The sequence below is a fragment of the Kribbella sancticallisti genome (assembly GCF_039530625.1).
GTDB classification, from domain to species: Bacteria; Actinomycetota; Actinomycetes; order Propionibacteriales; family Kribbellaceae; genus Kribbella; species Kribbella sancticallisti.
In genome coordinates this window covers 17,191-42,856 of the sequence record NZ_BAAAOS010000027.1, presented here as the reverse complement: position 1 = coordinate 42,856, position 25,666 = coordinate 17,191, and the positions used below count along the sequence as shown (strand labels likewise).

Annotated in this window: 27 protein-coding genes; 12 read left to right on the top strand and 15 right to left on the bottom strand. The window is 68.3% G+C overall.

The features are described from left to right. The first annotated feature begins 39 nt into the window (after positions 1–39). From ABD255_RS20835 to ABD255_RS20825, 3 genes are read left to right on the top strand one after another with little or no spacing between them, the layout of a single operon-like run. Complete coding sequence (locus tag ABD255_RS20835) at positions 40–1,080, top strand: ABC transporter ATP-binding protein (RefSeq protein WP_425554483.1); 1,041 nt, start codon at positions 40–42, stop codon at positions 1,078–1,080. Then, a complete protein-coding gene (locus tag ABD255_RS20830; protein ID WP_344216404.1) occupies positions 1,077–2,051 on the top strand; it encodes a carbohydrate ABC transporter permease in 975 nt (324 codons plus the stop codon). Before ABD255_RS20835 ends, ABD255_RS20830 begins: the two co-directional genes overlap by 4 nt. Continuing rightward, positions 2,048–2,926, top strand: a complete 879-nt coding sequence (locus tag ABD255_RS20825; protein WP_344216402.1) for a carbohydrate ABC transporter permease — start codon at positions 2,048–2,050, stop codon at positions 2,924–2,926. The genes ABD255_RS20830 and ABD255_RS20825 overlap by 4 nt, the downstream gene beginning before the upstream one ends. 19 nt (positions 2,927–2,945) lie before the next feature. Here ABD255_RS20825 and ABD255_RS20820 read toward each other — a convergent pair whose 3' ends face one another. The 3 genes from ABD255_RS20820 to ABD255_RS20810 all read right to left on the bottom strand — a co-directional run bounded on the left by ABD255_RS20820 (position 2,946) and on the right by ABD255_RS20810 (position 7,663). Beyond that, positions 2,946–3,176 carry an exodeoxyribonuclease VII small subunit gene (locus ABD255_RS20820; protein ID WP_344216400.1) on the bottom strand — a complete coding sequence of 77 codons (231 nt, stop codon included), beginning with the start codon at positions 3,174–3,176 and terminating at the stop codon, positions 2,946–2,948. Next, positions 3,173–4,402 (bottom strand): exodeoxyribonuclease VII large subunit, encoded by a 1,230-nt coding sequence (gene xseA / locus ABD255_RS20815; RefSeq protein ID WP_344216398.1) that lies wholly within the window; start codon positions 4,400–4,402, stop codon positions 3,173–3,175. The genes ABD255_RS20820 and xseA overlap by 4 nt, the downstream gene beginning before the upstream one ends. Positions 4,403–4,579: 177 nt before the next feature. Further along, on the bottom strand, positions 4,580–7,663 hold the full coding sequence (locus ABD255_RS20810; RefSeq protein WP_344216396.1) for a M14 family metallopeptidase: 3,084 nt from the start codon (positions 7,661–7,663) through the stop codon (positions 4,580–4,582). A gap of 109 nt (positions 7,664–7,772) precedes the next feature. Here ABD255_RS20810 and ABD255_RS20805 point away from each other — a divergent pair, with 109 nt between their 5' ends. After that, positions 7,773–8,804, top strand: a complete 1,032-nt coding sequence (locus ABD255_RS20805) for a 4-hydroxy-3-methylbut-2-enyl diphosphate reductase (protein ID WP_344216394.1) — start codon at positions 7,773–7,775, stop codon at positions 8,802–8,804. 192 nt (positions 8,805–8,996) lie between these two features. On the opposite strand, the gene ABD255_RS20800 is transcribed toward ABD255_RS20805, so the two are convergent. The 6 genes from ABD255_RS20800 to ABD255_RS20775 all read right to left on the bottom strand — a co-directional run bounded on the left by ABD255_RS20800 (position 8,997) and on the right by ABD255_RS20775 (position 13,184). Beyond that, positions 8,997–9,440 (bottom strand): SRPBCC domain-containing protein, encoded by a 444-nt coding sequence (locus tag ABD255_RS20800; protein ID WP_344216392.1) that lies wholly within the window; start codon positions 9,438–9,440, stop codon positions 8,997–8,999. Beyond that, positions 9,437–9,763 (bottom strand): ArsR/SmtB family transcription factor, encoded by a 327-nt coding sequence (locus ABD255_RS20795; RefSeq protein ID WP_344216390.1) that lies wholly within the window; start codon positions 9,761–9,763, stop codon positions 9,437–9,439. Before ABD255_RS20795 ends, ABD255_RS20800 begins: the two co-directional genes overlap by 4 nt. A 104-nt stretch (positions 9,764–9,867) precedes the next feature. After that, complete coding sequence (locus tag ABD255_RS20790) at positions 9,868–11,058, bottom strand: glycoside hydrolase family 64 protein (protein WP_344216388.1); 1,191 nt, start codon at positions 11,056–11,058, stop codon at positions 9,868–9,870. A gap of 359 nt (positions 11,059–11,417) precedes the next feature. Then, positions 11,418–12,647, bottom strand: a complete 1,230-nt coding sequence (locus tag ABD255_RS20785; protein WP_344216386.1) for a DNA recombination protein RmuC — start codon at positions 12,645–12,647, stop codon at positions 11,418–11,420. Between the two features lie 62 nt (positions 12,648–12,709). Further along, a complete protein-coding gene (locus ABD255_RS20780) occupies positions 12,710–12,919 on the bottom strand; it encodes a hypothetical protein (RefSeq protein WP_344216384.1) in 210 nt (69 codons plus the stop codon). Positions 12,920–13,022: 103 nt separating this feature from the next. After that, a complete protein-coding gene (locus ABD255_RS20775) occupies positions 13,023–13,184 on the bottom strand; it encodes a hypothetical protein (protein ID WP_344216382.1) in 162 nt (53 codons plus the stop codon). Between the two features lie 274 nt (positions 13,185–13,458). On the opposite strand from ABD255_RS20775, the gene ABD255_RS20770 reads away from it, so the two are divergent. Both ABD255_RS20770 and ABD255_RS20765 read left to right on the top strand, forming a co-directional pair. Beyond that, positions 13,459–14,151 (top strand): GAF and ANTAR domain-containing protein, encoded by a 693-nt coding sequence (locus tag ABD255_RS20770; RefSeq protein WP_344216380.1) that lies wholly within the window; start codon positions 13,459–13,461, stop codon positions 14,149–14,151. Then, positions 14,148–14,882, top strand: a complete 735-nt coding sequence (locus ABD255_RS20765) for an ANTAR domain-containing protein (RefSeq protein ID WP_344216378.1) — start codon at positions 14,148–14,150, stop codon at positions 14,880–14,882. Before ABD255_RS20770 ends, ABD255_RS20765 begins: the two co-directional genes overlap by 4 nt. A gap of 21 nt (positions 14,883–14,903) precedes the next feature. Here the strand turns inward: ABD255_RS20765 and ABD255_RS20760 are convergent, their stop codons facing one another. Next, complete coding sequence (locus ABD255_RS20760; protein WP_344216376.1) at positions 14,904–15,671, bottom strand: polysaccharide deacetylase family protein; 768 nt, start codon at positions 15,669–15,671, stop codon at positions 14,904–14,906. Positions 15,672–15,731: 60 nt separating this feature from the next. After that, complete coding sequence (locus ABD255_RS20755) at positions 15,732–16,610, bottom strand: DUF817 domain-containing protein (protein ID WP_344216374.1); 879 nt, start codon at positions 16,608–16,610, stop codon at positions 15,732–15,734. Between the two features lie 310 nt (positions 16,611–16,920). Here ABD255_RS20755 and ABD255_RS20750 point away from each other — a divergent pair, with 310 nt between their 5' ends. Together ABD255_RS20750 and ychF are read left to right on the top strand one after the other, a co-directional pair. Beyond that, a complete protein-coding gene (locus ABD255_RS20750; RefSeq protein WP_344216422.1) occupies positions 16,921–17,244 on the top strand; it encodes a GNAT family N-acetyltransferase in 324 nt (107 codons plus the stop codon). 158 nt (positions 17,245–17,402) lie between these two features. Continuing rightward, entirely contained in the window at positions 17,403–18,479 is a 1,077-nt protein-coding gene (ychF, locus tag ABD255_RS20745) for a redox-regulated ATPase YchF (RefSeq protein ID WP_344216372.1), read from the top strand. A gap of 64 nt (positions 18,480–18,543) precedes the next feature. Here ychF and ABD255_RS20740 read toward each other — a convergent pair whose 3' ends face one another. Then, positions 18,544–18,831 carry a DUF1905 domain-containing protein gene (locus tag ABD255_RS20740; protein ID WP_344216371.1) on the bottom strand — a complete coding sequence of 96 codons (288 nt, stop codon included), beginning with the start codon at positions 18,829–18,831 and terminating at the stop codon, positions 18,544–18,546. Between the two features lie 108 nt (positions 18,832–18,939). Here ABD255_RS20740 and ABD255_RS20735 point away from each other — a divergent pair, with 108 nt between their 5' ends. From ABD255_RS20735 to ABD255_RS20725, 3 genes are read left to right on the top strand one after another with little or no spacing between them, the layout of a single operon-like run. After that, positions 18,940–19,740: an oxidoreductase gene (locus tag ABD255_RS20735; protein WP_344216370.1), complete on the top strand. Its 801-nt coding sequence runs from the start codon at positions 18,940–18,942 to the stop codon at positions 19,738–19,740. Next, on the top strand, positions 19,737–20,738 hold the full coding sequence (locus ABD255_RS20730; protein WP_344216369.1) for an AraC family transcriptional regulator: 1,002 nt from the start codon (positions 19,737–19,739) through the stop codon (positions 20,736–20,738). Before ABD255_RS20735 ends, ABD255_RS20730 begins: the two co-directional genes overlap by 4 nt. Positions 20,739–20,788: 50 nt before the next feature. Next, a complete protein-coding gene (locus ABD255_RS20725) occupies positions 20,789–21,514 on the top strand; it encodes a class I SAM-dependent DNA methyltransferase (RefSeq protein ID WP_344216367.1) in 726 nt (241 codons plus the stop codon). 372 nt (positions 21,515–21,886) lie between these two features. On the opposite strand, the gene ABD255_RS20720 is transcribed toward ABD255_RS20725, so the two are convergent. Next, positions 21,887–22,537: a LysE family translocator gene (locus ABD255_RS20720; RefSeq protein WP_344216365.1), complete on the bottom strand. Its 651-nt coding sequence runs from the start codon at positions 22,535–22,537 to the stop codon at positions 21,887–21,889. 186 nt (positions 22,538–22,723) lie between these two features. Here ABD255_RS20720 and ABD255_RS20715 point away from each other — a divergent pair, with 186 nt between their 5' ends. Then, positions 22,724–22,903, top strand: coding sequence for a DUF5302 domain-containing protein (locus tag ABD255_RS20715; protein ID WP_344216363.1), 180 nt, complete (start codon positions 22,724–22,726; stop codon positions 22,901–22,903). Positions 22,904–23,046: 143 nt separating this feature from the next. Here the strand turns inward: ABD255_RS20715 and ABD255_RS20710 are convergent, their stop codons facing one another. Both ABD255_RS20710 and ABD255_RS20705 read right to left on the bottom strand, forming a co-directional pair. Next, complete coding sequence (locus ABD255_RS20710; protein ID WP_344216361.1) at positions 23,047–23,454, bottom strand: SRPBCC family protein; 408 nt, start codon at positions 23,452–23,454, stop codon at positions 23,047–23,049. A 53-nt stretch (positions 23,455–23,507) separates the two neighbouring features. Then, positions 23,508–25,634 (bottom strand): alpha/beta fold hydrolase, encoded by a 2,127-nt coding sequence (locus ABD255_RS20705; RefSeq protein WP_344216359.1) that lies wholly within the window; start codon positions 25,632–25,634, stop codon positions 23,508–23,510. Positions 25,635–25,666 lie beyond the last annotated feature (32 nt).

Sequence of the window (25,666 nt, the reverse complement as noted above, 5' to 3'; positions counted from 1 at the left end):
GGCCCCGTGGCTGTCGTCGAGGTCCGCGGCCTGCGGAAGGTGTTCGACGGCGGACGGGTCCGCCGTCGCGGTGCCCACGGCCGGGTGAACGCTGTGGACGGCGTGGATCTGGCCACGTCGGAGGGCGAGTATCTCGTCCTGCTGGGCCCGTCCGGGTGCGGCAAGACCACCCTGCTCCGCACCATTGCGGGCCTGGAGCAACCAACCGACGGTGAGATCCGGATCGGCGGGCAGGTCGTGAACGAACTGCCGCCGCGGGCCCGCCGGGTCGCCATGGTGTTCCAGAGCTACGCGCTGTATCCGCACAAGACGGTGCGTGCCAACATCGTCTTCCCGCTCAAGGCGCAGGGGATCGACAAGACGGACCGGGCGGAGAAGACCGAGTGGGCGGCCGAACTGCTCGGCCTGGGCCCACTGCTGGACCGTAAGCCGCGCCAGTTGTCCGGAGGTGAGCGGCAGCGGGTCGCGCTGGCCCGGGCGATCGTCCGGGAGCCGAGCGTCTTCCTGCTCGACGAGCCGCTGTCCAATCTCGACGCGAAACTGCGCGTAAGCGCCCGCGACGAGCTCAAGCGGTTCCAGCGCCGGGTCCGGACCACGACGATTTACGTCACCCACGACCAGGTGGAGGCGATGGGGCTCGGGGACCGGATCGCGGTCATGTACGAGGGCCGGCTCAAGCAGGTCGGTCCCCCGGTCGAGGTGTACGACGACCCGGTGGATACCTTCGTCGCCACGTTCCTCGGGTCGCCGCCGATGAACCTGGTCCCGCGCGACGGGGTCCTGGTCGGCTTCCGGCCTGAGCACCTGCTGCCGGCAACGCTCGTGCAGGGAGACGATCAACTGGTGGTGCCGTTCCAGGTCGACCGGGTGGAGTATCTGTCCGGTGACCGGCACCTGTACGGCACGGTGCGGGGTCTGGGCGCCGAGAGCAGGGTGATCGCCCGGCTGCCCGCGACCGTGACAGCGCCGGTCGAGCCCGGCGAGGAGCACCCGTTCGCCGTTCATGCCGACCGGCTCAGGTTCTTCGATGCGGGCAGCGGGGAGCGCACCGCGCCGGTGTCGGTGCGGACCGGGTCATGACCGAGCAGTCCGTGTCCCCGTCGCCCCACCCCGGTCAGGTGGCCGAGACGCCGCCGCAGGCCTCACCTCCGGTCGAGCAGCGCGAGCGACGCAGACTCGCCGACCGCGACGGTCTGCTCGCGTGGGTGTTCCTGCTGCCTTCGGTGATCTACATCGTCGCGCTGGTCGCGATCCCGTTCTTCCTCGCCATCGCGTTCAGTTTCAGCGATGTGACCGCCGGCGACGCGAGCTTCGACTGGGCCGGACTGCGCAACTACCAGCAGATCATCGACGACCCCGTCTTCTGGCAGTCGCTGCGGAACACGATCGTCTTCACCGTCGTGTCGATGCTGCTGATCGTGCTGCTCGGCAAGGTGCTGGCGAACATCCTGATCGCCGACTTCAGGGGCAAGTGGCTGGTCCGCTTCCTCGTCCTGTTGCCCTGGACGACGCCGGTGGCGCTGTCCACGATCGCGTGGCTGTGGCTGCTCGACTCGGTGTTCTCGCCGATCGACTGGGTACTGCGGGAGATCGGTGTCATCGACGCCAACATGTACTGGCTCGGCGAGCCGAACCTCGCGATCGGATCGGTCATCATGGTGCACGTCTGGCGGCTGGTCCCGCTCGCGGCGGTCATCATGATGGCCGGCCTGGTGGCCATCCCCAAGGACATCCAGGAGGCGGCCTCGGTCGACGGGGCCGGCTTCTGGCGGCGGATGTTCGAGATCACCATCCCGCTGACGATGCCGATCATCGCGGTCGCCGCGCTGTTCGGCGCGATCCTGACCTTCACCGACATGGCGGTCGTGTACGTACTGACCCGGGGCGGCCCGACCAACTCGACCCAGGTGCTCGCGAGCTGGGCGTTCTTCCGCGGCATCGAGGGCGGCGACGTGGGTCAGGGGGCCGCGATCGCGTTGTTCCTGTTCCCCCTGCTGCTGGCCGCGGCGATCGCGATCCTGCGGGCGGTACGCCGGATGGACGTCTCGTGAGCGCCACCGAGGCGGACCAGTTGCGCCGGCAGGCGCGCCGTCGTCACGTCGCGTCACGGGTCACGGTGTATGTCCTGGCCATCCTGGCCGCCCTCGGTGCGGCCGGTCCGTTCCTCTGGGCCGGGATCACGGCCTTCAAGGAGAATCAGGACCTCTACCGGCGCAGCAACAACCCGTTCCTCTTCAATATCTCGCCCACCACAGAGCATGTCGAGTATCTGTTCACCCAGACGGAGTTCCCGACCTTCGTCTGGAACACGTTGTGGGTGGGACTGCTGGTCACAGCGATCACGCTGGGGCTGGGTCTGCCCGCGGCGTACAGCCTGGCCAGGCTGGACCGGCCCTGGTCAGGTCCGATGGCGATCGCGATCTTCTTCGTCTACCTGGTGCCACCGACCCTGCTTTTCCTGTCCTTGTCGCGCGTGGTCGTCGCGGCCGGCCTGCAGGATCGCACCTGGGCGCTGGTGCTCGTCTACCCGACGATCACGATCCCGGTCTCGGTCTGGCTGCTGATGGGCTTCCTTCGCTCGATCCCGAAGGACATCGAGGAGCAGGCCATGGTGGACGGCTACAGCCGCCTCGGCGCGTTCATGCGGACCGTCCTGCCGCTGGTCTTTCCCGGCGTCGTCGCGGTGGTGGTGTTCGCCTTCACGCTCACCGCCAGCGAGTTCATCTACGCGCTGGCCTTCGTGTCACCATCGACCGAGAAACCGATCAGCACCGGCGTTCCGACCGCGCTGGTTCGGGGGGACGTCTTCTTCTGGCAGTCCCTGCAGGCAGCCACGGTGCTGGTGGCGGTGCCCATCGCGCTGGTGTTCAACCTGTTCCTGGAGCGGTTCATCGCCGGCTTCACGATGGGCGCGGTCAAGGGCTGACCCTCGACATCGGTCCTGGCTAGTCGGACTTCTCCTGGTGGGCGGCTTGGGCTTCGGCCAGGCGTTTGCGGGCGCCGTCCAGCCATTGCTGGCAGGTCGAAGCGAGCTCCTCGCCGCGCTCCCACAGGGCGAGGGACTCCTCCAGGGTGGTGCCGCCGGCCTCCAGCTTGCGGACCACCTCGACCAGTTCCTCGCGGGCCTGTTCGTAGGAGATCTCCGGACGGGCTGCCGATTCGGCGTTCTTGCTCACTTGCTCTCCTTCGCTGCCACGTCGGACACTGTCACGTCGAACCGGCCGTCGCTGACCCGGGCGTTCAGCACATCCCCAGCCGCCACCTGACCAACCTCCCGTACTGCGGTGCCGTCGGCCCGCTGGAGCACCGAGTACCCGCGGTCGAGGGTGGCCTTCGGGGACAGCGCCCGGACACTCGCCAGCCGATGCGCGAGATCGTCCCCGGCGCGGTCCAGGCGATGGGTCAGAGTCCTGCGGCTGCGATCGACCAGCGCGGCGACCTCGTCGGACCGCCGCTGCAGGTCCGTCGTCGGAGCGGCAAGCGACGGCCGGCTCCGGATCGCCGCCAGCGCGTGCGTCTCCCGATCCAGCCAGCCCAGGATCGCGCGCAGCCCGCGCTCGCGGAGCAGCCGGACCCCGTCCAACTCCTCGCGCACGTCCGGCACGATCCGCTTGGCGGCATCGGTGGGGGTGGAGGCGCGCAGATCGGCGACCAGGTCCAGCAGCGGGGAATCCGGCTCGTGCCCGATCGCGCTGACGATCGGAGTACGGGCCTGGGAGACGGCGCGGATCAGGCCCTCGTCGGAGAACGGCAGCAGGTCCTCGAGCGAACCGCCGCCGCGCGCGATCACGATCACCTCGACGGACTCGTCGGCGTCCAGCCGGCGCAGCGCGGTCATCACCTCGCCGGCGGCGGCGGGCCCCTGCACGGAGGCGTACTCGATCCGGAAGGCGACCGCGGGCCAGCGGCGCTTCGCGTTCTCCAGTACGTCGCGCTCGGCGGCGGAGTCGCGGCCGCAGATCAGCCCGATCGTGTGTGGCAGAAAGGGCAACGGCCGCTTCCGGTGCGCGGCGAACAGTCCTTCGGCCGCGAGCAACTGCTTCAGCCGCTCGATCCGCGCGAGCAGTTCGCCGATGCCGACGTGGCGGATCTCGCTCACCGCCAGGGCGAGCGTGCCGCGCCGGGCGAAGAAGTTCGGCTTGGCGTTCACCACCACCCGGGATCCGTCGGTGACGGGCGGATCGACCGCCTCGAAGACCCGGCGGTTGCAGGTGAAGCGCAACGAGATGTCGGCGTCGGTGTCGCGCAGGGTGCCGAACACGGTGGTCGTCCCGCGCCCGATCGAGACGTCCGTCAACTGCCCCTCGACCCAGACAGCGCCGAGCTGGTTGATCCAGCCGGCAATGCCGTTCGCGATCGTGCGAACGGCAGCAGGCGCATCCGGCGAGGTCTCCAAAGCCACCCCGCGACTCTACGGGCACCCACCGACAACCCGTCGCCCCGGCCCTGAAAAGCCTTTGCGGGAAAGGTGGCCGGGCCGCATTCTTGAGGCAGTGAACACCTCCTGAAGAGGAGCCGCCCCAACAGGGCGGGCGGCTCCTCAACTCCTTTCAATTGCTGGCGGCAACCAGGAGGTCGGTCACGGGCCGGCGATCGATGGGCCGAGCAGGTGCAGCATCGAGCGGCGGACCAGGTCGGTGCGCATCGCCTGGGTGGTGAGCCCCTCGGCGCCGAAGCCGACGAAGACCGTGTCCTGGGTGGTTACACCGGCTCCTTCCTCGAAGGCGGTCTGCGTGCGGATCCAGTCGTTCGGGTTGGCCGCGGAGCCCTCGGCCGGGCCGGAGACCGTCCAGCCGCCCAGGTCGGTTTCGAAGGACGTCTCGGTCGAGGTAGCGCCGCCGAGCGTGACCTTCGCGTCGTCCAGGAAGACCCCGAGACCCTGCGTGCTCCAGTCACTGACGTAGCTGATCGAGATTTCGACCTGCTTGCCGGCATAGGCCGTCAGATCGACGTTCCAGTCCTGCCAGCCGGAGCTGGTGCCGGTGGCGGCATGCCACGCTCCGCTGCTGCCGGTCGGCTCGCAGGCGGCGTTCTGGTAGTGCGCCAGGTGCGGATGCAACTGCGCCACCCAACCGGACGGACAGCTGTCGCCGGTGTCCTGGCCGGTATGCCCTTCCGTGTCCGGGAGCGTCGTCCAGTCGTCCTGGCCGACGGTGTGCGCCTCGACCATGAGGTAGTCCCAGTCGGCTTCGGTGTCGTACGACGCCTTGAAGGAGAGCGCCCCCGAGGTCATACCGGTCAGGTCGATCGTGCGGGTCAGCCGTTTGTAGCTCACGTCCGACCGTTGGCTGTAGACGTACCAGTCACCGGTGACCGGCTCGTACGGCGCTGCACCCGGCCGCTGCCACTTGAAGGGTGCCGAGCTCGCGAACTGCGGGAACTGCGCGGGTGGCAGGAAGCTGGAGGTCAGCAGGAACGCCGCCGTGTGGTCCTGGTTGTTCGCGGAGTCGCCACCGTTGAAGGTTCCGGCGAACCCGTCGAAGGCGCCGCTGACTCCGGCTACCGGGAACGGCCCGTTCTCGCCGGTGCCGCCGTCGTCGACGTAGTTGTAGGCCCCCAGCCAGTACTGCTGGAAGTCGTTCAGCAGTGGCAGGCAGGGGTAGTCCTCGGGAGTGGTGCACTCGCCCTGCGTTTCCTCGAACGGGTTGTACCAGTAGGACCCGTCCGCGCCGGTGGCGAGTCCGGCGTACTTGCCCGTGTAGAGAAGCTTGCCGCCCTCGTTGAGGTAGTCGCGGACACTCAACTCGAGGTCCAGCGCCAGTTCGGCCGCAGTGCCCGCCACTTGGCCGACCTCCCGGGTGATGATGTCGTCGCCGTGTTCCCAGACCACCGCCCGGTAGTGCGACAGCACGCCGAGGTGATGCGGTGCGGTCCGGTTGTTCGCGTCCACGTCGTACACGTCCGAAGTACGGCCGGCCCCGGTGAGCGCGGTGGCGTAGTCGTCGGCGTACTTGGCGGTGGTCACGCCCTGGGCAGGGCTGATCCCGGTGACGTCCTCGGCGGCCAGGATGAGCACGTCCCCGCCGATGTCGCCGGCGACCTGGTAGGAGAAGTGGTCACTCGCGACCGGGCCCTTGCCGGGTTTGACGCCGGTGAACCAGACCTCGACGGAGTCACCAGGCCCGGTACGGCGTACCGTGCCGCGGAACTCGGCGTAGTAGTCGTTGTGCGTGCCGCCGTACCGCTCGCCGCCGTCCCACTCCGCGACCCGGTCGCTGACGGTGCGGCCACCGTTGATCCGGTAGTTGATCCGCAGGTCCCGCAGCGCCCGCTTCGCGATGACCGCGACCGGCTGGGTGCTGCCGTGCGAGACCGCGAACGGGTCGATCACCAGATCGGCGGCCGTCAGGCCGACCACGGAGACCGGGTCGTCCGGGTCGTGGGTCGACTTCGCGACGGACAGCGCGAACGGGATGTTCTTCTCGAACTCGGCCTGGATCAACTCCTCGTCGTCGGGGAAGCTGAAGCCGCTGACACAGTTCTCGGGCAGCCACTCGTCGTCGGGGTCCGAGGCGGAGACGGTCTGGCAGGTCGTCATCTCCGGGGTGAACCCGAGGGTGCGGTACCTGACCGTGGCGTGCGTGTCGGTGTCGCCGTTGGTGGTGTAGAGCTCCGCGGAGATGTCGGGGTCGTAGCCGGGCACCGCCGGGTTCGCGTCGTCGCCGACCATCGCCTCGTAGATGACGTCGTCCGGCGAGGGCGTGCTGACCTGCGAGCCGATGCCGTACAGCAGCAGTTCCGCCGCCGAGTGGTAGTTGATCAGATGCTCGAAGCGGATGTTCCTGAACAGCCGGTCGAGCACCCTCGTCTCGGGCTCGGAGTTCGGGCCGGAGCCGCGGAAGGTCTCGCTGCTCGGATCGGGCGAGGACCCCTCGTTGTCATAGCCCCAGTTGACCGCGAAGTTGCGGTTGAGGTCGACGCCGTCCAAGTTGTCGATCACCCCGTCGCCGTTGTTGTCGCGCAGGTTCTTGCGCCACAGCCGGTTGTCCTCGGTGAAGGTGTAGTCGTAGCCGTCCGGGTTGAGCACCGGCACGAACCACAGTTCGGTGGTGTCGATCAGCTTGGTGACCTCGGCGTTGCTGCCGTAGCCGTCCAGGTAGAAGTGCATCAGCCGGCGCACCATCTCCGGCGTGATCCACTCGCGCGCGTGCTGGGCGCCGGCGTAGAGGACCGCCGGTCGCGTGCCGTCCGGGAGGTACCGGGCGCCTCTGGTCAGCTTGACCGCGAGGATGTCCTTGCCGTTGACGGACTTGCCGACGTTGACCAGCTTGGCCAGCCCGGGGTGGGCGCGGGCGGTCGCGATCAGCTCGTCGCGGATGCCGCCGGCCTCGCTGTACGAGCGGTAGACGGTGTGGCCGGCCCGAGCGATCCTGGCGGCCTCGTCGGAAGCATCCCGGCCTTTGACCTTCTTGACCTTCAGGTCGACGCCGTCGGAGCGCAGTTTGTCGGCCTGCAGGTCGGTGATGATCGCCTCGACGCTGACCTTGCCGTTCCCGGCGTCGCCGGTCGAGACGTCCTCGTGGTCCAGGCCGACTTCGGCCAGCTTCCGCAGTTGGTCAGGGGCCAGTTCGCCGACGTACACCTCCAGGCTGCCATCACCCCCCTGAGCCGGTACGGCGGTGGCCGACGGGCCTGCTACCAGCGCCCCTGCGGCAAGTGCCATGACTGCCAGGAAAACAGGTGATTTACGCATGTCGCCCTCCCCGGTCGACGGTGCATCTCAGTGCAGAGTCCAGCGGTCGAGGCTGGGAGTCAACAGCTCGGCCCGTACCATGGGGACCGTGACTGCCCAGCCTGAAACCACCGGTACGACCGCCGCGCTCGAGACCAAGCGGGTGCTGCTCGCGGCGCCCCGCGGGTACTGCGCCGGCGTGGACCGGGCCGTGGTGGCGGTCGAGAAGGCCCTCGACCTGTACGGCCCGCCGGTCTACGTGCGCAAGGAGATCGTGCACAACAAGCACGTCGTGCAGACCCTGCAGGCGCGTGGCGCGATCTTCGTCGACGAGACCGACGAGGTGCCCGAGGGCGAGACGGTGATCTTCTCCGCGCACGGCGTCGCCCCGGTGGTGCACCAGGAGGCGGCCGCGCGGCAGTTGAAGACGATCGACGCGACCTGCCCACTGGTCACCAAGGTGCACCACGAGGCGAAGCGGTTCGCCGCCGTCGACTACGACATCCTTCTGATCGGCCACGACGGGCACGAAGAGGTGATCGGCACCAGCGGCGAGGCGCCGGACCACGTCCACCTGGTGGACGGACCCGGCGACGTGCCCAACATCACCGTTCGCGACCCCGAGAAGGTCGTCTGGCTGTCCCAGACCACCCTCTCGGTGGACGAGACGATGGAGACCGTACGCCGGCTGCGCGAGCGGTTCCCGAGCCTGCAGGACCCGCCGAGCGACGACATCTGCTACGCCACCCAGAACCGCCAGATCGCGGTGAAGAAAATGGCCCCGGAGGTCGACCTGATGATCGTGGTCGGCTCCCGCAACTCGTCGAACTCGGTCCGGCTGGTCGAGGTCGCCGTCGAGCACGGCGCCAAGGCGGGCCACCTGGTCGACTTCGCCAGCGAGATCGACGAGGCGTGGCTGGAAGGCGTCGACACGGTCGGCGTCACCAGCGGCGCGAGCGTGCCGGAGATCCTGGTCCGGGACGTGCTCGCCTGGCTGGCCGAGCGCGGGTACGGCGAGGTGCAGGAGGTCACCACCGCGGAGGAGAGCCTGGTGTTCTCCCTGCCGCGCGAGCTCCGTACGGATCTGAAGGCCGCGGGGATGGCGACCACCGGCACCTCCGACCACGCCTGACGGACCACGATCCTCGCCGTCTGCCACTCACCGGTCAGCAGGTAGCCGAACCGTTGCAGCGCGGTGAACCGCCCGTCCACGAACTCGGCGAACTCGGCGTCCAGCCCTGGATCCATCTCTTGCTCCCACCCGGGTTGTCATCTCGGTCAGCAGTGTGATGACCGGACGAAAGCAAAAGGTTGAGTCGCGACATCAACTCGTACTGTGCCCTGCGTAGAAGTCGAGGACGTACTCCCAGCCGGAGTCGTAGGCCGTGCGGGCCTCGGCGCCGTCGGGGCGGCGGTCCCAGCCGGTATGGGTCAGGACTATCTCGGTGCCGTCGTCGACCTGCTTGAAGGAGACAGTGACGTGCCCCGCCTCCTTGGGGTCGGTGCCCGGATGCCAGGTGAAGCTCACCGTCTGCGGCGGATCCCAGTCCGACACAGTGCCCCAGTAGCCGACCGGACCACTGTCGTCGTACTCCACGATCCGCCCGCCGACAGCACCCTCGAGTTGGACGTCCTTGGCCTTCTCATGGGCGACCGAGTGCGTCGCGAGCGGCCACCAGGCGCCCATCTCCTTCGTGAACAACTCGAACGCCCGCTCCGGAGAGGCCGGCACCACCACCGACTTCACCAACGGCTCGTAACCACTCATTCCGAACTCCCTTCCGTACTCCGTACGTGCTCCGCGAACGCATCCAGCGCGTCATCCCAGAATTGGTCCAGCCAGTCCCGCACCTCGGCCAGTCCGCCGCGCTCGATCCGGTAGATGTTCCGGGTCCCCCGCGGCTCGTGATCCACCAGGCCGGCCAGCCCGAGCACCTTCAGATGCTGCGAGATCGCCGGCCGGCTGACCGGAACCCGCTCGGCCAGACCCGCCACCGAACTGGGCCCGCTCCGCCGCAGCGTCTCGAGAATCGCCCGCCGGGTCGGATCCCCCAACGCGTCGAGCACCGTTCCTGCTTGGTAAGTTCCCACGAACGGTAAGTTCTCACTAACCAAGCGGCGCGTCAAGAGCGCAGGGAAAACCCCGGGTCCCGCGCGGGCAGCTGCGGGGGACCCGGGGTGGTAGGGGTGGTCGATCAGTTGAAGGGGTCGAGGGTGATGTAGGCCTGCTGGGGGTTGCCGTCGTGGACGAGGGACTCGTGGGCGCCGACGTCGTCGAAGGCGAAGCCGTACGCCTTGCCGTCGACCATCTGCGCGTGGATCTTGCGGGAGTAGTGGTTCGTCACCACGTCCTTGTAGAAGTCCACATTGCTCGCGTCCGGCTGGTTCGGGTTGGTCAGCAGCGTCGAGCGGTTGAACCCGGCGCACAGGGTCCGCGAGATCGGGCCGCGGACCAGGTCGTTCGGTGCGTCCAGCAGGCCGGCGCAGCCGAAGATGCTGGCCGAGTTCGGCTTCTGGAACGACGTCACCACCGCGCCCGAGGTGTTGGTGAAGTTCATCGTGTTGCCGGACACGCGACCGAAGTACTTGATGTTCGGCTGGTCCTTGAACGGCGTCACCGTCAGCGTCTGCGAGCTGTACTTCGACCAGACCCGGTTCACGTAGTCGTCCATCACCGTGGCGGGCAACGCGCCGATCTCCACCCCGTACGTCGGGGCGAGCGCGCGCAGTACGGTGCCGTTCGGTGCTGTCTGGATCAGGTTCGCCCAGCCGCCGGGCTGGCCGCGGAGCGCGTTGAAGAACCCGTTGTAGCCGCCGGGCTTGAGCCGGCCCGTGCTCTTGGTGGACCCGTCCGGGAGTTTCACGCCGACGGCGTACGGGGCCGAGAACATGTCCACCTGGGTGCTGTTGATCCACAGGCCGGAGTCGTTCAGCGTGTACTCGGTCCAGTTGAACAAGATGTTGCGGTTGGGGTCGCTCGGGTTCTGGACCGCGGGCTGTACCAGGCCGCCGGTGGTCAGCTTGAAGACCAGTTTCTGGCCGTAGGAGAAGTAGACCCGGCCGGAGAACTTCGGCATCCGGATGGTGATGGACCCGCCGTTCGCCGGTCCGGCGATGGAGGCGTCGGGAGCCGGGGTCGGCGGGTTGCCGCCGGCGGGCCAGGCGTGGAAGGTGCCGTTCGCGTCCGCCCAGCCCTGCTGGCCGGTCGCGAGGTTGGTGCCGAGGTTGTAGATGTAGACCGGATCGGCCCGGCCGGAGCTGTTCGAGATCTTCAGCGGGATGGTGGCGGGAACCGCCTCGGCCGGGATCGCGACGGTCGCGATGAGTCCGGCGGAGATGGTCGCCGCGGCAGCGAGTACCGCGAGCAGTTGGTGTTTGACGCGCACTGATCCTCCTCAGTTTGTCCCATGCGAGAGAAGGCGGAGCACCGGTGGAGACGCTGCGCTTACCAGGTCGCAGCGGCTCCCGTGGGCCCGCGAAGGGCAGGCTTCGCGCGGCCGGGGCGGACCGGTGCCCACAGCTCGTCCGACGAGGGACGGTAAGTCACCGGACGAGTGAGAGCGCTCTCATACTTGAGCGACACCTGCCCGTTGTCAATGCCCGAACACTGGCGGCTTTCCGACGCTTGATATGCCGACCAGCCGACCAGCCGACCAGCCGACCAGCCGACCAGCCGACCAGCCGACATGCCGACCATCCGTCAACCGACTAGCAGTCAGCCGAGCAGCCGTCAGCCGAGCAGCCGTTAGCCGGCTTCGGTGTCCAGGCCGGGGAGGGCGGGGGGTTCGCGGCGGGTCTTGTCGACCAGGGGGCCGGGGAGCCAGCGGTGGGTGGAGTCTTCGGGGGTGTCGTCGAGGGCCAGGAACTCGGGGGCGGTGAGTGGGCGGGCGGAGGCCTCGATCGCTTCCATCGCGGTCAGTTCGGCCTCGGTGACGTGCAGGTCGCGGAGTTTGCGGGCGGTGGTGAAGACGCGGCGCTCGAACGAGCCGACGGTGCTGTTGTAGGCGTCGACGGCCGAGGTCAGGGAGCGGCCCACCCGGCCGAGGTGGTCGCCCATCGTGCCGAGCCGTTCGTACAGTTCGCGGCCGAGCTCGAAGACCTGCTGGGCGGACTCGGTCAGGGCCGACTGGTTCCAGGCGTAGGCGGCCGCGCGCAGCGTGGCGATCAGCGTGGTCGGCGTCGCCAGGATCACCCGGCGCTCGGCGGCGTACTCCAGCAGCACGGGCTCGATGTCCAGCGCGGCGGACAGGAACGACTCGCCGGGCACGAAGAGGATGACGAACTCGGGCGTCGAGGGGAGTCGCGACCAGTACGCCTTCGCGGACAACTGGTCCACGTGTGTGCGCAGATGCCGGGCGTGGGCCCGGAGCCGCTCTTCGCGGAAGTCCGGGTCGTCGCTCTCGGCCGCCTCCAGGAAGGCCGCGAGCGGCACCTTGGAGTCGACCACCAGATTCTTGCCCTCGGCAAGTCTGACCACCAGGTCCGGGCGGAGCAGGCCGTCGTCCGTGGTGGTCGTCGTCTGCTCGGTGAAGTCGCAGTGCGCGACCATCCCGGCCAGCTCGACCGTCCGGCGCAGATGCAGCTCACCCCAGCGTCCCCGCACCTGGGGCTTCCGCAACGCCGTCGACAACGACGCGGTCTCCCGCCGCAACGCCTCACCACTCATCCGTACTTCGTTCACCTGCTGGTGCAACTGGCTCTGCCAGGCGGCCCGGCCCTTCTCCAATTGGTTGAGCTGGGCATGCAATCGGTCGAGCGACTCCTTCACGACGGCCTGACCTGACATCTGCTGGCCCACGGACGTCCGCTCCTGGGTCAGCTCGACCACCCGGTCCTCGGCCGCATCCCGCTCCGCGGTGACCCGAGCCAGCTCCGCCCCGTCCTTCCCCCGCGCCCAGAGCACCCCGAACACCCCGCCGAGCAACACCCCGACGAGGAGGAACACCAGCAGCAGCAACACCGAAGTACCGGTCATGTCACAGACAGTGGCAGACCGCGCCGACAATTTCCCGCAGCCGTCGTGGCGAGCCGGGGTGGTCAGGGCAAGGTGCCCGCGGTGAGCAGCCAGCGGGCCGCCTCCACCAGCGGGATTCCGGCTCGCTGGGCTCTGTGGTCGAGCAGTGTCAGCGCGCCGTCGAGGTCGACGTGGAGTTGTTCAACGAGGACGCGTTGGGCGGTGGCGATCGAGTAGGTCGCCGCGAGGTCGACCGCTACGGGGTCGTTGGACGGTTGGTCGTCGATGCCCATGGGGCACGATCCTTCGCGGCCCGCGGTTGGGCGGGCCGATCGGTCCAGAGCCGTCGGCGACGGGCCTTGACTGGCTGGTCTGGGTGCCGACGGTGTTCCCACCCTACGCCTGCGGCCGGTCAGCGAGCCTTGCTGACGGCGTCGGCGATGATGCCGCCGGCGACATCATCGCAGTTTGACGGTCCAACGCCTCGTCGAGGTCGAGCGGCAGCCGCAGCGACGCCGCTACCTCGGTCACGACGACTATCAGGTCCTTCTGGTCCATGGTGGCCCCCTCCGAAGGGGCCAGCCAGTGCCGACCGATAGGCCCAATGTGCACCCTGCGGCCGCTCTGCGATCGGTGCTGAGTTGGTGAGTGGTATCAAACCTGTATGGGTACTGGTCTGGTGCCGTCGGTCGGTGTGAGCCGAACCCCTCCGGCACCGCCGGCCGGCGACCGACCCAGGGGCGCAAGTGGAGTAATCCACAGTGGCCGTGAGTAGGGTGGGCAGGAGGCGCCCAGACCTTCGCAACCGTTGCCGCAGGAGAGGTAAGGGGCAATGACGGACCGAACCGCGGTGCCGGCGAAGCTGGCCCGGCTGGCGGCCGCGAACGCCTCCCGGCGGCACCTGGCCGACCGGTTGTGTGAAGCCGGCCGGGTGATCCTGGGGGCGAACGGCGCCTGGATCACGGTCCAGGACGGCACGGCTCAACGGTTGCCGCTGAGTTTCACCGATCAGGTCGCCACGGGGCTGGAGGACCTGCAGGACGTTGTCGGGCAGGGGCCCTGCCATGACGCGTATCTCCACGGGAGGCCGATCGTCATGACGGTCGACGACCAGCCGGATCCACGCTGGCCGGAGTTCAGCAGGGCAGCCTGGCATGAAGTCGGCCGAGTGACCGTCCACGCGTTTCCGATGCGCCCCGGCGAGACCGTCCTCGGCGTGCTCGGCCTCTACTCCACCGGGACCGACCTGGCCGAATCCGACGCGACCGCGCAGTTCCTGGCCGACGCGATCGGCGCCGCGCTGCTCCGTGATCCGGTCCCCGGCCTCGGTTCCGGCGAGGACGGAATGTGGTCGGCGCGGGCCGAGGTGCACCAGGCCACCGGAATGGTGATCGCCCAGTTGCGGATCCCGGCGGACGACGCGCTGGCCATACTGCGGGCCCACGCCTATGCCCACGACACCACGCTGACCGAGATCGCCGGCCTGGTCATCGCCCGCCGCATCGACTTCCGAGGAGACTCATGACCGGCCACGACACCACCGGGGCAGGACTGCCGGAGCGGGCGGTGCGTGAACTGGCCGCGGCGACCGCGACGCTGGTCGCCGACCACGACGTGATCGGATCGATCACCAGCCTGCTGCACGGGTGCGCCGACTCCGTCGAGGCTGCCGCCGCCGGGATCATTGTCACGGCCCCCGGCCGCGGGTTGGAGTTCCTGGCCGGCACCGACCATCGCGCGGAGCACCTCGAGCTGTATCAGGTGCAGGTCGACGAGGGCCCTGGCGTCGATTGTGTGGCCGGCCGCCGACCTGTCACCGTGGTCGGGCTGGCGCAGGTCGCGGCCCGATGGCCCAGCCTGCTCGACGCCTTCCTCGCGGCCGGATTCGACGGTGTGCATGCCGCCCCGATGGCCTGGCGCGGCCAGATGCTGGGCGCGGTCAATCTGTTCTTCGACAGCAAGGAGCCCCGGGGTGAGACCGCCCTGGTCGCACAGGCCTTCGCTGACATCGCCAGCCTGGTCATCCTGCGGAACAGCCCACTGGCGGCAGCCGATATCGCTGCCCGGACCCAGGCCGCGTTGGCGGACCGGGTGATCATCGAACGCGCGAAGGGCGTCATCGCCTATATCGAAGACCTGTCGATGGATGCTGCCTTCGACCGGCTGGTCATGATGGCTCGCGAGCGACGACACCCTCTGACCGCTGTCGCGGCCTCCGTCGTCGACCAGGCCGCGGGGGAGTCCTCGCCCCGGTAGGACCTGCCAGGACCGACGCGGTCAGCAGGCCATGGCGGGGAAGGTGTAGCCCTGCTGCTTGAGGATGCGCAGGGACTTGTCCAGCGCAGCCACGGTCTGGGAACGGTCGCCGCCGCCGTCGTGCAGCAGGATGACGTTGCGGCGGTGGGCGTGTTGGAGGATGTTGCTGACGATCGCGCTCGTGCCGGGGCGGGCCCAGTCGCGCGGGTCGACGTCCCAGAGCACCTGGACCATGCCGGCCGCCTTGATCTCGGCACGCACCTTCGGGTTCGTCGCGCCGTAGGGCGGGCGGAAGCACTTCGACCGCGGGCCGTCGACGATCTCGTGGTGCCGTTTGGCCGGTGAGATCGCGGTCAGCTGCGGGTGCGTGATCGAGTGGCTGCCGATCGTGTTGCCTGCGGCAAGGATCTGGTCGCGCAGTCCGGGGTGCGCGGTCTGCATGCTGCCGAGCTGGAAGAAGGTCGCGTGCGCGCCGTACTTCGCCAGTACCTGCAGGACTTTCGGCGTCCAGAGCGGGTCCGGGCCATCTTCGAAGGTGAGGAAGAGCACCTTTTTGTTGCCTGCGGCAGCGGCTGCGGTGGGATCGGCCGGCGAGGTTCCCGTGGTACCGGTGGGTGCCTTCGTCGGCGTGCTGGCCGGGGTGTGAATCGGCGTGGTGAGCGGCGTGACGTTGGCGGCGACCGTCGGCCTCGAAGGGCTCGAATGTCCCAGCACCACAGCGATCAGGGCGCCGACGAGCAGCACGGCGGCGGTGCTCGTGGCGATGACGGCAGCAAGCTTTCGGGACATGGTGCTCCCTTGCGGATCGGGCGGATGTTCCCCAGTCGCTCCCCCTCAGGAGCCTCACACCTAGGAGACGCGCGGAGTCCTGACCTGGTTGGCGTCACTGTGTTGCGAGGAGATCTCAGTCGCCTTCGGAGTCGCCACCGTCGCGAGCGTGCCGCGGTGGTAAAGCCTGCCCTCCAAGGACTTCACGCTCGCCACCAGTACGAAGCTCATGCTGACCAGTAGCGCCCAGGCGCCGAACTTGGCCGGGCGGACGAGCCGCCACACGTCCACCTGGTCGGGGTAGTTCCACGCGTCCAGGAACGTCCCGCCGTTCTCCGCGATCCACAGGAAGAACCCGATCAGCCCGAACGACAGAGCCAGCGGCATCCGGTACCGCCGTACGCCGACGGTGTAGAAGACCCACGTGCGCCGCAGTACGACGAGTAGCGTGATGGCGATCGGAGCGCGCAGGTCCACGATCCAGTGGTGGGTGAAGAAGTTCGCATAGATCAGTACTGCGAACGCCGTCGTCAGGATCGGCCGGTAGCCGCTGACGCGCAGGTCGAACCGCCGCCACGCCTGGCAGATGTAACTGCCGACGGCGGCGTACATGAACCCCGCGAACAGCGGCACCCCGGCGAACTTCGTCACCGCGTCACCCGGGTACTGCCACGACCCGACCTGCACCTTGAACAGTTCCAGCGCGAGCCCGACGAGGTGGAACCCGAAGATCACCGCGATCTCGCGCCACGTCTCCAGCCGGACCACCCAGAACCCGAAGGTGAGGAACAGGCAGTAGACGAGCAGAGCGTCGTACCGAGGGATCGGGAGGTCGACGTACTTCGAGAGCGCGAGGCCGGCGAACAGCGCGGCGGGGAACAGGCACGACAGGAGTTGGATCCAGCCGAACCGCAGGAACTGCAGGCAGCCGAACACGATGCGTGACGATGCCCCCTCCATTCACGGATTTTAGCGGGCCTGCCGGTCACAGGTTGGCCGATTCGCTTGCGGTCGAGCGGTCGCGGTGGGTACATCTCGTGCTTCGGGCGATGGGAGGTCGCGCAATGGGTGCCAAGGTCATCTTCGAGACCGACCGGCTGCGGGTCCGCGACTGGGACGAGGCCGACGGCGACCGGGTGTTCGACATCTACCGCCGCTGGGAGGTGTCGCGCTGGCTCGGTGCCGCACCGCGGGTGATGGCCGACCGCGACTCCGCCTCCCGGGCGATCGAGCGCTGGAACTATCGCAACACTGACGCTCTGTACGGGGTCTGGGAGTCGAGGAGAAGTCGACGGGGGTGGTGGCGGGGACTGTGCTGCTCGTCCCGCTGCCTGAGCCAGCCGCTCCCGAGGAGAGCAAGGACGAGGTGGAGGTCGGCTGGCATTTCCACCCGGACTCGTGGGGGCGCGGGCTGGCCACGGAGTCTGCCCGCGGGGCGATCGCGCATGGCTTCAAGGCGGGACTCGGCGAGATCTACGCGGTGGTCCGGCCGGACAACGGCTCGTCGCTCGCGGTCTGCCGGCGGCTCGGAATGCGCCCGCTGGGGCTGACGAACCGCTGGTACGGCGCCGCGCTGGAGTCCTTCGTGATCTGAGCCGTACTCCGGGTCGGCCGGTGCTGGGGATCAGCCGGTTCGGTGGTACTGCGGGCCGGCGGGCGCGGGTGGTTCGCAGTACGGGGGCGGGTGGTTCGGAGTACGGGGGGATCGGTGGATTGGGGTGCGGCGGGTTCGGCCGCGTAGTCTTGCTGCCCGTGGCACTCACCATCGGAATCGTCGGGCTCCCCAACGCGGGCAAGTCCACGCTCTTCAACGCGCTGACCAAGAACAACGTGCTCGCGGCGAACTACCCGTTCGCGACGATCGAGCCCAACGTCGGAGTGGTCGGCGTACCGGACGCGCGGCTGGGCAAGCTCGCCGAGATCTTCGGCTCGGCCAAGCAACTGCCGGCCACCGTGCAGTTCGTCGACATCGCCGGCATCGTCCGCGGCGCGTCGGAGGGTGAGGGCCTGGGCAACAAGTTCCTGAGCCACATCCGCGAGTCCGACGCGATCTGCCAGGTCACCCGGGTCTTCCGCGACGACGACGTCACCCATGTCGACGGCAAGGTGTCACCCGCCGACGACATCTCCACGATCCAGACCGAGCTGATCCTGGCCGACCTGCAGACCGTCGAGAAGGCGATCCCGCGGTTGGAGAAGGAGTCCCGGCTGAAGAAGGAGAGCGTCGCCGTCCTGGAGGCGGTCCGCGAGGCGCAGAAGCACCTCGAGGCCGGCACCCCGATCATCGCCACGAACGTGGACCGCGACGCGATCCGCGAACTCATGCTGATGACCGCCAAGCCGTACCTGTTCGTCTTCAACTGCGACGCGGACGAGCTGGCCGACGAGTCGCTCAAGCAGCAGATGCGCGACCTGGTGGCACCGGCCGAGGCGATCTTCCTGGACGCCAAGTTCGAGGCCGAACTGGTCGAACTCGGCGACGAGGACGAGGCCCGCGAGATGCTCGCCGAGATGGGCGTCGACGAGCCCGGCCTGGACGTCCTGGCCCGCGTCGGCTTCGAGACCCTCGGCCTGCAGACCTACCTGACCGCAGGCCCGAAGGAATCCCGCGCCTGGACCATCAAGAAGGGCGCCACCGCCCCCGAGGCCGCCGGCGTCATCCACACCGACTTCCAGCGCGGCTTCATCAAGGCCGAGATCGTCTCCTTCGACGACCTGGTCGCCGCCGGCTCCATGACCGCCGCCAAGTCCGCCGGCAAGGTCCGCATGGAAGGCAAGGACTACATCATGTCCGACGGCGACGTCGTCGAGTTCCGCTTCAACGTCTGAGCAGAAAAAGCTTGGGGTTGGGGAGGGCGGCGACGTGGTCGAGTTCCGCTTTGAGGTCTGATGTTCAGAGGGCGACGGTCAGTTGGACTTTGATCGTGTCGCCTACCTCGAGGGATTCGGCTTTTCGGATGTTTGCCTTGATGGGGACTATGTAGAGGCCGTCCTTGGGGAACAGGGACGTGGTCCAGGTGGTGTCGCCGATCTGGGCGGTGACGGGGATCATGCCCCAGCCGTAGGTGACGTTGGCTGAGGTTGCTTCCAGGTCGGCGGAGGGTTCGTCGGGGACGGTGACGAAGTACCAGGGCGCCGGGCCTTTCCAGAACCAGATCTCGCCGGTGAACTCCAGATCCATGCGGGTCAGGATAGGCGGCATCGGGAAGTCCCGCGGCGTGATCGGCTAGTGGCAACTCGGTTCGCCTGGCCTAGCGTCGGTGGTGGGTCAACCACCGAGGAGGTACAGATGACGACCGTGCTGGTCACCGGGGCTTCGTCCGGGATGGGAAAGGCGACGGCGGTCCAGCTGTTGCGGGACGGATACACGGTGTACGCCGCGGCGCGGCGGGTCGAGCAGATGCGGGATCTCGAGGAGTTGGGTGCCACGGTGGTCGCCGTGGACGTCACCCGGGAGGACGATCTCGTCAGGCTGGTCGACGGGATCGGCGGCGGCGTCGACGTACTGGTGAACAACGCCGGGTTCGGCCTGTACGGGGCCGTCGAGGACACCACGATCGACGACGCCCGCTATCAGTTCGAGGTGAATCTCTTCGCGATGGCGCGGTTGACGCAACTGGTCCTGCCAGGGATGCGGACGCGTGGGGCAGGGAGGATCATCAACCTCTCCTCGATGGGCGGCAGGATCTACACCCCGCTCGGCGCCTGGTACCACGCGTCCAAGCACGCGGTGGAGGGATGGTCGGACTGCCTGCGGATCGAGGTCGCGCCCTTCGGCATCGACGTCGTCGTGATCGAGCCGGGCATCATCGCGACCGACTTCGGGGCGGTGCTGGTCGAGCCGATGACGAAACGATCGGGTGACGGCCCGTACGCCGGCCTCGCGCGCAAGGTCGCCGCCACCACGAGCGCGAGTTACGCCTCGGGTGGCACCCCGCCGGAGAGGATCGCGGCGATCATCGTCAAGGCGATCGCCGCCCGTCGGCCCCGCACGCGGTACGTCGCCGGCAAGTACGCACGGCCGCTCATCTCCACCCGCAAGTGGTTCGGTGACCGGGTCTACGACCGCGTCGTGATGAGCCGGCTGTGACCTCCGGCAACTACATGCTCGGCCCGTCGGCGCGAGCGCTGCTCGCCGATCTCGGGGTCTCGCTCGCCGACGTGCTGGACCGAGCGCGGCTCCCGCAGGGACTCCTCGCCGAGGGAACCGCCGAACTGACGCCGACGGAGTACTACGCACTCTGGCGGGCCTTGGCGGACGACTCGGCCGACGAGATCCTGCCCATCAGGATCGCGCGCTCGTTGTCTGCCGAAGCCTTCGACCCGCCGCTGTTCGCGGCGTTCTGCAGCCCTTCTCTCACGGTCGCCGCGACTCGGGTCGCCCACTACAAGAGGCTGATCGGCCCCCTGCGGCTCGCGGTCAACCCCGCGGCCGGCGCCACCACGATCGACCTCCGTTGGCCAGAGGATGAGCCGCCGCCAGACGTGTTCGGTCTCACCGAGTTGCTCTTCTGGGTGGCACTCGCGCGGATCGGAACCAGGGCCGACGTACGTCCGCTGCGGTTGAGCGCACCGGTCACCATTCCGGCGGCGGTCCGCGAGCAGTACACGGAGTACGTCGGAGTTCCGATCCGGCAGGCCGCCGGGTGGTCGATCACCTTCGCCGGCCGGGACGCGGACCGGCCGTTCCTCACCGCCAACGAGCACATGTGGGACGTCTTCGAACCCGAACTCCGCCGCCGGCTCGCCGATCTCGACCAGGGCACATCGACGACGGAACTCGTTCACGCCGCGCTGCTGAAGCTTCTCCCCGCCGGCGCCGCGACCGCGACGGCAGTCGCCAAGGAACTCGCGATGAGTGTCAGGACCCTTCAGCGGCGGTTGCAGTTGGAGTCCACGGGATTCCAGTTGATCCTGCGCGACACCCGCGAGGCGCTGGCCCGGCACTACCTGACCAGTTCGACGATGAGTGCGGGTGAGATCGCCTACCTGCTGGGCTACGACGACACCACGTCCTTCTATCGGGCCTTCCACCTGTGGACCGGTGAGACTCCCGAGGTCGTACGGGCGGGGGCGAGCGTCTCGTAGGCCGGGTATTTCGATCGCTCTGGTCGCGGTGGTCCGCCTAGGGTCGAAGGATGCCTGATGACTTGTTCGCGGTGCCTCGGTTGGCGGCGGTCTACGATCCGTTGGAGCTCGATCGGCCGGATCTCGACGTGTATGCGGCGATGGTCGCGGAGTTCGGGGCGTCGCGGGTGCTGGATGTGGGGTGCGGAACGGGGACCTTCGCGTGCTTGCTGGCGGAACGCGGGATAGAGGTTGTCGGGGTGGATCCGGCGTTGGCGTCGCTGGAGATCGCGCGGACGAAGCCCGGGGCAGAGCGGGTTCGCTGGGTTCACGGGGATGCGGGCGCGTTGCCGCCGGTGCAGATGGACCTGGCGGTGATGACGGGGAACGTGGCGCAGGTCTTCGTGGCGGACGAGGACTGGGCGACGACGCTGGTCGCGGTACGGCGTGCGCTGGTGCCGGGTGGGCGGTTTGTCTTCGAGGCAAGGGACCCGGCGCGGAAGGCTTGGCTCGGGTGGACTCGGGAGGAAACCTACGACCGGGTCGAACTGCCGGAGGTCGGGGTGGTGGAGCACTGGACTGATCTCCTCGAGGTCACGTCGACCACGGTGACGTTCCGGGGGACCTATGTGTTCGCGTCGGACGGGAAGCGGTTGACCTCGGAGTCCACGCTGCGGTTCCGGACCCGTGCCGAACTCGAGGAATCACTCCGGCAAGCAGGGTTCGCGGTCGACGAAGTACGGGATGCGCCGGACCGGCCGGGCCTCGAGTTCGTGTTCGTCGCGTCGGCTCGATGAATCGGGCCGGGGTGGAACGGTCAGAGTGCCGGGCAGGGGGAGTGAAGCTCACCCGGCACCCTGACCTGTCAGGGACCGCGGGACGGCGGTGGGGTTGTCGCGCCGGACGGTGGTGCGGGTGGCTGACTGGGCGACTGCCGCTCTCGAGTGGGGTTGTCGCGCCTGGTGCCGTGGTCGTCCGGGGTCTTGAGAATCAATGTACTCGTGAGTACCAAACGCGTGAACGGGCGCCGAGAGCTGGACGAGGTGGCCTCAAACGCTTGAAATACAAGGGATTCGGCGCTTGTGAGCGCGAAGCGTGCTGCAGTGGCAGCGGTAGGTGAGTTGAGGGCGTCCGGTGCACTCACGCGGTAACCCGCGGTGGTCTGGTGGTTACGGAGCGGCGACGGGCTGAGTACGGTCTGTGGCGAGCTTCACGGCGAAGACGGCGAGAGCGGTGCCGGTGACATAGCGGTGGATCTTGGACCACAGGGGCTTGCGGCTGAAGAAGATGGCGACCGAGCCGGCGGTGATGACGAAGATCGCGTTCACCAGTACGCCGACGGCCAGTTGGGTGAGACCGAGGAGCAGGCTCTGGGTGCCGACGTGGCCGCGGGACGGGTCCACGAACTGGGGGAGCAGGGAGATGTAGAGGATCGCGATCTTCGGGTTCAGCAGGCAGGTCAGCAGGCCCATCCCGAACAGCTTGCGCGGACGGTCAGGTGCGAGCGCGTTCGGGGTGAAGGCGGAACTGCCGCCGGGGCGGAGAGCGCCCCAGGCGAGCCAGAGCAGGTACGCCGCGCCGGCGAGCTTCAGGGTCAGGTAGATCTCCGGCACCAGCGCGAACAATGTCGCCAGCCCTGCGGTCGCCGCCAGGAGGTAAACGAGGAAGCCGACGCCTACTCCCGCGAGCGAGGTCAGCCCGGCGCGACGGCCCTGGGCGACGGAACGGGAGACGAGGTAGATCATGTTCGGCCCGGGGATGACCACCAGGCCCAGTTCGACGAGTGCGATCCCGATCAGTGCCTCGGTGCTGACCACCACTTCGCATCTCCGTTGCCGTCGCCGCTCCTCGGAAACTAACATCCGCGGCGCGCGGGTCCGGGGAATTTTCTTACCGTGAGATGCCGGGTGGGGGCTGGACGGGGCCCCGCCGATATTGGCTGGCGCTGGAGCGGTCACAATTGGTTGGCTAGAGCCCGTACGCCGACGGTTTGTTAAGGAGACGGTATGAGCGACAAGCCCAGCAAGCCGGCGCAGGACGATCTGCAGAAGAAGTTCCGCGAGGCGCTCGCCAAGAAGAACCAGCACCACGAGTCGCACCCCGGGAGTGGGCCGCGGCACGAAGGTGTCGGCGAGGCGCACAACGACAAGCAGACGCGCCAGTTCCGGCGCAAGTCCGGCAGCTGATTCCGCCGCCCATCCATCCACCTCGAGCCCCGGGTTGCCGCCCGGGGCTCTAGCTTTTCCACAGACCTTCAGAAGCTGAGTGATGGGTGGGGCTGGGGGGAACTTCTTTTTACTTAACCTCGTAAAACCCCAAGACCTGACATTTACGCATCGCTGAGTACTCCGGCCAGCCGATCCAGCTCGAGCTCCCAGCCCTCAAGGAGACCGGGGGCGTCTTCCGGAAGCTGGGTCGTGTGGGTGAGCAGCACCCGAGTGCCGGCCTCCACCTCGCTGAGCTCGACCCGCACGTGGGACCGATCGTCCTCGTGGTCCCACTGCCAGGTGAACCCGAGCAGCTTCGGCGGCTCCACCTCGGTGTAGCGGCCGCGGACGACGTACCCGCCCATCGTGACGACATAGTCGCCGCCGACCTTTACGTCCGCCTCCACCTCGGGATTCACCGACGGGTTCGGGCAGTACCACTTCGTCAGCACACCCGGTTGGGTCCAGGCGTCGTAGACCCGCCCGATCGTTGCCTTCAGCACCCGTTCGATCCGGACGTCGACGCTCATCGTGGCTCCCTCGCAAAGGTCCTCTGATCGCTCCAGAGTGCACCAACGGGGAGTCAGAGGAGATCTGCCAGCAAGGCGGCGGCGCGGCCGGCGCCGGTGGAGGAGACAGTGCGGTAGTCGATGGGCTGGCCGAGTTCCTTCGTGATCGCGTCGGCGAGCGTCTGCGGGTCGCAGGCCTCGGCGTAGCTGAGGTGGCGGCCCGCGTTGTAGCGGTCGAGGCGGGCGCGGACGTGGAAGTTCTGCTCGAAGTGGTGTTCCAGCGGGACGTAGATGAACGGGACGCGTTGGGCGGTGAGCTCCATGCAGGTGGTCAGGCCGCCCTGGGTGATCGCCAGGTCGGCGGCGGCGAGGTGCTGGTGCAGGTCCGACAAGTAGCCGTGGATCGTCGTGCCTTCGCGGGCCGGGAGCGATGCCGGGTCGATCCGGGGACCGCACACAACGGCGAACCGGAGCTCGGGCAGATCGCGCCGGGCCAACGGGATCGCGTCGAGAACCCTGCGCAGCAAAGGAGAACCGACGCCGGAACCACCGACCGTGACGACACACAGCAGCGCGTCGCGCGGGTAGCCGAGCCGGTCGCGTAGGGCGTCCCGGTCAGCGGTCTCGGCGGGATCGAAGCCGGTCACATACCCGGCGAAGTCGTAGTTCTCGACGGTCCAGTCGCGGATCGACGGCAGCCCCGGACCGAAGGTCGCGTCGACGATGTCCTCCGGGTCGCCGACGAAGATCGACCGGTCCCGCAGCCGGCCGAACCGGGCCCGTTGCTCGACCATCTCCGCGTTGTAGTCCGCGGTCAGCATCGCTTCGTGGGAGCCGCCGTCCGGCATCGGCAACCACCCGACGAAGTCCGTCAGCCAGGCGAACGCGTACCTCTTCAGTTCCGGGTTCTCGTGCAGGAAGTAGTCCACCTCCCAGGCCTCGTCACCGATCACCAGGTCGTACGGCCGCTCGTCGACCACGTCGGCGAAGGTGAGGAAGTTGGCGACCAGGTGCTCGTCCATCCGCCGGATCGCCTGGAACGCGTGCAGGTCGTGCTCGCCGGACTCGAACTCGATGTGCGCCGACTCGTTGAACAACCAGGCGGACGCGGGATGCACGGTCTCGCCCGCGTCCTCGAGTACGCGCGTGACCGGGTGCTGCGCGAGCCAGTCGATCTCCAGGTCCGGGTGGTGCACCCGCAGTTCCCGGGCGATCGCGACATCCCGCTTGGCATGGCCGAGCCCGATCGGCGACGACAGGTAGAGCGCCCGCTTCGGCCGGTTCGCCCCGCGCACCCAGGTACGCCGTACTGGTCGTGGCGCGACGCCGTCCACGAAGTCCTTGATCAGGTGGTTCACCTTCACCGGGTCACGGGCGTGCGGCGCATGGCCGCCGCCTTCGATGGTGACGAGTGAACCGCCGGTCAACTCCGCCAACTGGACCCCTTCCGCATGCGGGCGGACGAAGTCGTCGGAGCCGTGGATGACCAGGACCGGACACTGCAACCCCGGCAGCTTCTGGCCGAGCTCAGGGGTACGACAGGCCTGCCGGGCGGCCTCGGTGTCGACAAGTCGTTCCGGCCCGATCTGGCGGCCCCACTCGACACAGTCCTCGATCTGCTTGGTCGAGTGGGGTTCCGGCAGCATTTTGGTGAAGAAGTACTGCAGGAAGTCCTCGTAGCCGCCTTCGAGCCAGTGGTGCCGGTTGTACTTGGCCCAGTCCTCGGTGGTGTCGTGCCGCTCGTTCCAGGCCCACCGGGTCCGCTCCTCCCGAGCCGGGATGAGTCCGGTCGCCGGGCCGATACAGGTCACCCCGAGGACCAGGTCCGGCCGGTCCAGGGCGATCTGCAGAGCCCACGGTGCCCCGCAGGAGAAGGACACCAGCACACAGGACGTCGTACCGGTGGCCTCCAGTACTGCGAACGTGTCCGCGATGAACTCGGCGTCGGCGTACGCGGCTGGTCCGATCGGTTTGGTCGAGGCCCCCGAGCCCCGGCCGTCGAAGGTGACCACCCGGAAGTGCCGGGCGAGGTAGGGGACCTGGGCTTTCCAGCACCGTGACGACACGATCGACCAGGTCGGCATCAGGACCACGGTCGGCGCGGCGGCAGGGCCGTCGTACACGCTGTAGCAGATCGTCACTCCGTCGCGCTCGACCGTCCCGACCAGGTCGGCCGGGCGCGCGGGTCGCTCGTCGGTCATTCCAGATCCCCTCGAATCCCCCCTTGATCCGA